The following is a 6190-nucleotide window of genomic DNA, read 5'->3' as shown; positions in this document are numbered from 1 at the left end:
CCCGTACGAGGAGGCACGGCCCTCGGTGTGTCACAGCGGGCAGAAGCCACCGGTCGCCGGCGACACGTAGTTCACGCCGTGGTCCCAGGTCGACGTCTGACCGGGCCCGAGCGGATAGCTCAGACTGCCGCCGATGCAGTAGGCCGTGTTCGTGGCGTCGGTGACCGCGGTGACCTGCAGAGCGGGGCTGTAGGTGGCCCGGTCTCCCTCTGCCACCAGCACCGGCTGAGCGCCGAGCAACGGTTGGAGACACACGTACCCGTAGCGACAGGACCGCAAGCCGGTGCACTTCAACGGCAAGTCGTACACGGGCAAGAACACGCAGTGGAAGGACGTCGTCGGCAAGAACTGCTGACCTGGCACCGCCCGCCGGGGACCTTCTCCGGCGGGCCGTTCCCGGCTTCGCCCGCACGGTAGTCTCTCGTCAACTCGCGTTGCCACTGGGACGGTTGAGGCAGCGCACGACAAGAGAGAACACCACCCGGGGGACCCATGTCAGACCAGCGGCCCGAACCGCCGCCGTACTCCCCGGCATCGGGTGACGCCGCGCTGGAGCGGGCGGGCGCGGCCCCGCTGAGACCGTCGGACCCCGGACGCCTCGGACCGTACGTACCGCTGGGACTGCTCGGCAGTGGCGGGATGGGCCGGGTGTATCTGGCGCGGCCTGCGGATGACGTCCCTGGCCTCGCTGCCGTGAAGGTGATCCGGCCGGAGTACGCCGAGGACACGGAGTTCCGGCGCCGGTTCCAGCGTGAGGCGGGGGTGCACGACCGGGTCCGTACACCGTACGCGCCACGCCTGCTCGGCACCGGCCTCGAGCCCGAGGACGAGTACGGTCACGAACTGCTGTGGATGGCCACGCAGTATCTGCCCGGCCTCAACCTCACCGACGCGGTCCGCGACTGCGGCACGCTGCCGCCCGCCGGGGCCTGGCGGCTGATCGGCGAACTGGGGCGCGCACTGGCCGCGCTGGTCGCGGCCGGAGTGGTCCACCGCGACCTCAAGCCCTCCAACGTCCTGCTCTCCGCCGACGGCGTCCACGTCATCGACTTCGGCATCTCGCAGGCCGTTGACAGCAGCGCGATCACGACGACCGGGAGCCGGGTCGGCACGCCCGCGTACATGTCACCCGAGTACCTCCGGGACGGGCGCTGCGACTCCGCCTCGGACGTCTTCTCCCTCGCCGGGACACTCGTGTACGCCGTCACCGGCCACGCTCCTTTCGGCGACGGCACCGGGGTCGACGTCATGCACCGGGTCGCCTTCGAGGAGCCCAAGCCGGCCCTGATGGCCGAACTCGCCTCAGCCGACCCGGCCTTGGCCGCCCTCCTCACCACCTGTCTGTCCAAAGACCCCACGGCCCGCCCCACCCCCACCCAGCTCACCGAGGCCGCCACCACCCACACCACCCCCCACCCCTGGCCCGCCCCCCTCGACTCCCGCCTCCTCGCCCGCCGGCAGTCCTGCGAGTTACTGGCCCACACCACCACCCAGGAGACCGGCCACTTCCGCAGAGCTACGCAGCGCGTCAGGACCACGGCACCGCCCCCGGGCTTCGGGCCGGCTACACCGGCGGGGGCGTACGGGACGTCCACACCACCGGGTGGGTCTGAGAGAGGGACACCGCCGGGGGCGTACGGGACGGCGGCTTCGGCAGGGGCGTACTCGACGGATACACCGCCGAGTGGATCTGAGGCGCCGACGCCGACGCCACCGGGCGGGCCGGGCACGACAACACCGCCGAGTGGACAGGGCGCGGCAACGCCACCCGGGGCGTACGGAGCCTCGACGCCGGCCGGGGCGTACGGCGTGTTCACGCCGCCGGGGGCGTACGGGGCGCCCGTGCCGCCGGACGGGCCGGGCTCTCCCACACCGGCAGGGGCGTACGGCCCGCCCACGCCGCCGTCCACCGCGTACGGGGCGTCGTCGGCCCCGGGCGGAGCCCAAGGGCCCACCTCCACGTCGGTGAAACCCCGGCGGAAGAAGAAGCCGTACTTCGTCGTCGTGGCCGCGGTGGCGGTGTGTGCGGCGGCCGTGGGTGCGTACTTCGCCACGCGTCCGGCGGCCGATGACTCCGCGTCCGCCGCGCCGACGGCCGGTGTGACGACGGCGCCCGACGGGGAGGCTGCGGCGCCACTGCCGGGGACCTCCGGCTCGGCCACCCCCTCCGCCAGTGAGGAGAAGGGGGGCGAGGAGAGCCCCTCCGCCGAACCCACGCGCGAGACGGCCGATCCCAGCCCCACCGGCGCGGCCGGCCCCACCTCCGGCGACGGCGGTGCATCGGACGACGGCGATGGCAGCGGCGACAGCGCCACGTCCCCCACCCCCACGGCCGCCGAGACGGCGACGAAGCCCGCCGCCCCGGCCTGGATCGCCCAGTGCACCTACTACTCCGGCACCGAACTCACCGACCGCGGCGACGAGGGCCAGCGCGTCGTCCAGGTGCAGTGCATGCTCGACAAGCGCGGCTACAGCGTCGGCGGCACGGGCGTGGACGGCAAGTTCGGCAAGAACACCGAGTCGGCGGTCAAGCAGTTCCAGAGCGCCAAGGGTCTGGAGGTCGACGGTCAGGTCGGCCCCAACACCTGGGCGGCGCTGCGCGGTACGACGTAGCGAGCGGCCCGCTCCGGCCCGCTCCGGACGCGTACGGCGAAGGGCCCGTCGGTGTGTCCGACGGACCCTTCGCCCTACGTCATCAGCGGAGCGGGCTCAGTGGAAGAAGTGCCGCGTCCCCGTGAAGTACATCGTGATCCCGGCCTTCTGCGCGGCCTCGACGACCAGCTCGTCACGGACCGAACCGCCGGGCTGGACGATGGCCTTGACGCCGGCCGCGCCCAGGACGTCGATGTTGTCCGGGAAGGGGAAGAAGGCGTCCGAGGCGACGTACGAGCCTCGCGCCCGCTCGGCCCCGGCCCGCTCCACCGCCAGCTTGCAGGAGTCGACGCGGTTGACCTGCCCCATCCCGACGCCCACCGAGGCGCCGTCCTTGGCCAGGAGGATCGCGTTGGACTTGACCGCGCGGCAGGCCTTCCAGGCGAACGCCAGCTCGGCCAGCTCATCGGCGGAGAGGGCGTCCCCGGTCGCGAGGGTCCAGTTGGCGGGGTCGTCGCCGTCGGCCTGAAGGCGGTCGGTCACCTGGAGGAGCGCACCGCCGTCGACGGGCTTGAGCTCGACCGGGTTGCCGGGTGCGCCCGCGGCCTTGAGGACGCGGATGTTCTTCTTCCTGGCGAGGGCTTCGAGCGCGCCGTCCTCGTAGTCGGGCGCGACGATGACCTCGGTGAAGATCTCGGCGACCTGCTCGGCCATCTCCTTCGAGACCGGGCGGTTGACCGCGATCACACCACCGAACGCCGACAGCGGGTCGCACGCGTGAGCCTTGCGGTGCGCCTCGGCGACATCCGCCCCGACCGCGATCCCGCAGGGGTTCGCGTGCTTGATGATCGCGACGGCCGGCTCGTCGTGGTCGTACGCGGCACGACGCGCGGCGTCCGTGTCCGTGTAGTTGTTGTACGACATCTCCTTGCCGTGCAACTGCTCGGCCTCGGCGAGTCCGCCGGTCCCGGAGACGTACAGCGCGGCGGGCTGGTGCGGGTTCTCGCCGTAGCGCAGGGTGTGCGCGCGCTCCCAGGTGGCCCCGAGGAAGTCGGGGAACTGGGAGTCGTCGGCGGGCGCGTAGGACGATGCGAACCAGGAGGCCACGGCGACGTCGTACGCGGCCGTGTGCTGGAAGGCCTCCGCGGCGAGCCGCTTGCGGGTGGTGAGGTCGAAGCCGCCGTTCTGCACGGCCGCGAGGACGTCGGCGTACCGGGCGGGGCTGGTGACGACCGCGACGGAAGGGTGGTTCTTGGCGGCGGCGCGGACCATCGACGGGCCGCCGATGTCGATCTGCTCGACGCACTCGTCGGGGGTGGCCCCGGAGGCGACGGTCTCCCGGAACGGGTAGAGGTTCACGACGACGAGGTCGAACGGCTCGACGCCCAGCTCGGCCAGCTGCCGCCGGTGGTCCTCCAGGCGGAGGTCGGCGAGGATGCCCGCGTGCACCTTGGGGTGCAGGGTCTTGACCCGGCCGTCCAGGCACTCGGGGAAGCCGGTCAGCTCCTCGACCTTGGTGACGGGGACGCCGGCAGCGGCGATGCGCCCGGCGGTGGACCCGGTGGAGACGAGTTCGACGCCCGCCTCGTGCAGGCCGCGCGCGAGGTCTTCGAGCCCGGTCTTGTCATAGACGCTGACGAGCGCGCGACGAATGACCCGCTGGTCGCTCTTGCCGCTCTCGGCCGTGACAGTGCTGTCGGCGGTCACTGGATAACTACCTTTCGTCCCTCAATGCGATAGCCGTTGCGGGCGAGCCGCCCCACGACATCGACGAGCAGTCTTCGCTCGACTTCCTTGATGCGCTCGTGCAGAGCGCTCTCGTCGTCCTCGTCCCGGACCTCCACCACGCCCTGCGCGATGATCGGCCCGGTGTCGACGCCGTCGTCGACGAAATGGACGGTGCAGCCGGTGACCCTGGCGCCGTACGCGAGCGCTTCCCGCACCCCGTGGGCCCCCGGGAAACTGGGGAGGAGGGCCGGGTGGGTGTTGACGAACCGCCCACCGAACCGCGCCAGGAACTCCTTCCCCACGATCTTCATGAACCCGGCGGAGACGACGAGATCGGGCTGGTACGCGGCGACGGCCTCGGCGAGCGCCGCGTCCCAGTCGTCACGCGTCTCGTGGTCCTTGACCCGGCACACGAAGGTCGGCAGCCCGGCGCGCTCGGCCCGGGCGAGCCCCTCGATGCCGCCGCGGTCGGCTCCGACGGCCACGATCTCGGCGCCGTAGGCCTCGACGCCGGTCGTCGCGATGGCGTCCAGGAGTGCCTGGAGGTTGGTGCCGGATCCGGAGACCAGCACGACGAGGCGCTTGGCCACGGGCTTGGCGGCCACGGTGGGGCCCTTTCTGCGGGTTCTGCGGGGAATCTCGGATCTGCCGAAAATACACTTGTACATTCATACGAATGCTTCGCGTCCCCTGATACGGGGAAGTCTACGAAACGGCCGACCGTCAGCAACGATACCGGCACACCGGACGGCCCCCGTGGGACGGGGGCGTGGCCGGAAGGTAGCGTCTGCGAGGAGTGGGCTCGGGAACGCGGTCGGTGTGTGGGGCGTTCACGCAGTGACAGCTCATGCCCTACCAGTAGATTTCACCGCCGAGATCACTACTGAGATCACGAGTGAGATCACGACTGAGACCGCTGAGATCACGACTGAGATCACTACCGAACTCACCGACGAGTTCACCGACGGCCTCACCGCCGTGCACACCTCCGAGTTCACCGCCGTATTCACCAAGGGGAAGACGCACTCCTGATGCCGGACCGCAGCCTCCGCCTTCCTTCGCTCCTGCTGCGCGAGCGGAGTTCCTCGCCCACGCCTCCGCGCGAGAGCGAGGATGCCCCCGAGCAGTCCGGGCAGCCCGGGCGGGGCCAGGGCTCAGGCTCTTCGGACGACAATCCGTTCGCGCCGCCGCCCGAGGGCGCGCCCGACCGGCCGTGGCGTCCGCGCCGGCCCGACGGCCAGGGTTCCGACGACGGAGTGGGGCGTGGTGGTGGTCATTCGCCGTGGGGCAGTCAGTGGAGCGACCGGCAGCCCGGCCGCTCGTCCGGCGGCGGACCCTTCGGTGAGCGTCCCGGTGGCCAGGGCGGAGCGGGTGGACCGGGCGGTCCCGGCCAGGGCCCCCAGGGCGGACCGGGCAGCGGGCTGCGCTGGGACCCGACAGACCCCTCCCAGCGCCGCGCGCGGTACTCGTTGCTCTGCGGCATGTGGGCCTTCTTCTTCGCCCTCTTCGCCTGGCCGTACGTCGCCCTGTTGCTCGGCTCCCTGGCCGTGTACTGGGCCATCAGCGCCCTGCGCGCCAAGCCGAGCGCCCCGGACCCTGCCCGGCCGGCGGCCCCCGAGCCGAGCGGCCGGCCCCAGAAGACGGCGGCCATCAGCGGCCTGGTGACCTCCACGATCGCCCTCGCCATCGTCGCCATCACCTTCACGGCCCAGTTCGTCTACCGGGACTACTACACCTGCGTCAACGACTCCCTCACCACCACCTCCGCGAAGTCCTGCAAGGAGCTTCTGCCAGAGGGGCCGCTGCGGGAGGTGCTGGGCGCGCAGTAGGCGCGGCGAAGCAGAGCGAGGTGAAGGGCGCGGCCGAGGAC

6 protein-coding genes are annotated in these 6190 nt (G+C 71.8%); 3 read left to right on the top strand and 3 right to left on the bottom strand.

The window, feature by feature from the left end:
- Positions 1-30: 30 nt before the first annotated feature.
- Positions 31-216, bottom strand: coding sequence for a hypothetical protein (locus ACFU53_RS45800; protein ID WP_384006071.1), 186 nt, complete (start codon positions 214-216; stop codon positions 31-33).
- Between the two features lie 276 nt (positions 217-492).
- Here ACFU53_RS45800 and ACFU53_RS45795 point away from each other — a divergent pair, with 276 nt between their 5' ends.
- Positions 493-2613, top strand: a complete 2121-nt coding sequence (locus ACFU53_RS45795) for a protein kinase (protein WP_384006069.1) — start codon at positions 493-495, stop codon at positions 2611-2613.
- A 96-nt stretch (positions 2614-2709) separates the two neighbouring features.
- On the opposite strand, the gene purH is transcribed toward ACFU53_RS45795, so the two are convergent.
- Together purH and purN are read right to left on the bottom strand one after the other, a co-directional pair.
- On the bottom strand, positions 2710-4299 hold the full coding sequence (gene purH, locus ACFU53_RS45790; protein WP_384006067.1) for a bifunctional phosphoribosylaminoimidazolecarboxamide formyltransferase/IMP cyclohydrolase: 1590 nt from the start codon (positions 4297-4299) through the stop codon (positions 2710-2712).
- Positions 4296-4925 carry a phosphoribosylglycinamide formyltransferase gene (gene purN, locus ACFU53_RS45785; protein WP_384006066.1) on the bottom strand — a complete coding sequence of 210 codons (630 nt, stop codon included), beginning with the start codon at positions 4923-4925 and terminating at the stop codon, positions 4296-4298. Before purN ends, purH begins: the two co-directional genes overlap by 4 nt.
- A gap of 232 nt (positions 4926-5157) precedes the next feature.
- Here purN and ACFU53_RS45780 point away from each other — a divergent pair, with 232 nt between their 5' ends.
- Complete coding sequence (locus ACFU53_RS45780; RefSeq protein WP_384006064.1) at positions 5158-5352, top strand: hypothetical protein; 195 nt, start codon at positions 5158-5160, stop codon at positions 5350-5352.
- Entirely contained in the window at positions 5352-6149 is a 798-nt protein-coding gene (locus ACFU53_RS45775) for a hypothetical protein (RefSeq protein ID WP_384006062.1), read from the top strand. The genes ACFU53_RS45780 and ACFU53_RS45775 overlap by 1 nt, the downstream gene beginning before the upstream one ends.
- The last annotated feature ends 41 nt before the right edge of the window (positions 6150-6190 follow it).

This window comes from Streptomyces sp. NPDC057474 (assembly GCF_042802555.1).
In the GTDB taxonomy this organism is placed as follows: Bacteria; Actinomycetota; Actinomycetes; order Streptomycetales; family Streptomycetaceae; genus Streptomyces.
Note: the sequence above shows the minus strand (reverse complement) of the source record. Positions and strands in the feature narration are given on the sequence as shown.

Bases quoted from the DNA above. Each gene is read 5' to 3' on its own strand.
- ACFU53_RS45795 (WP_384006069.1), top strand. From the start codon at position 493: ATGTCAGACCAGCGGCCCGAACCGCCGCCGTACTCCCCGGCATCGGGT.
- ACFU53_RS45775 (WP_384006062.1), top strand. From the start codon at position 5,352: ATGCCGGACCGCAGCCTCCGCCTTCCTTCGCTCCTGCTGCGCGAGCGG.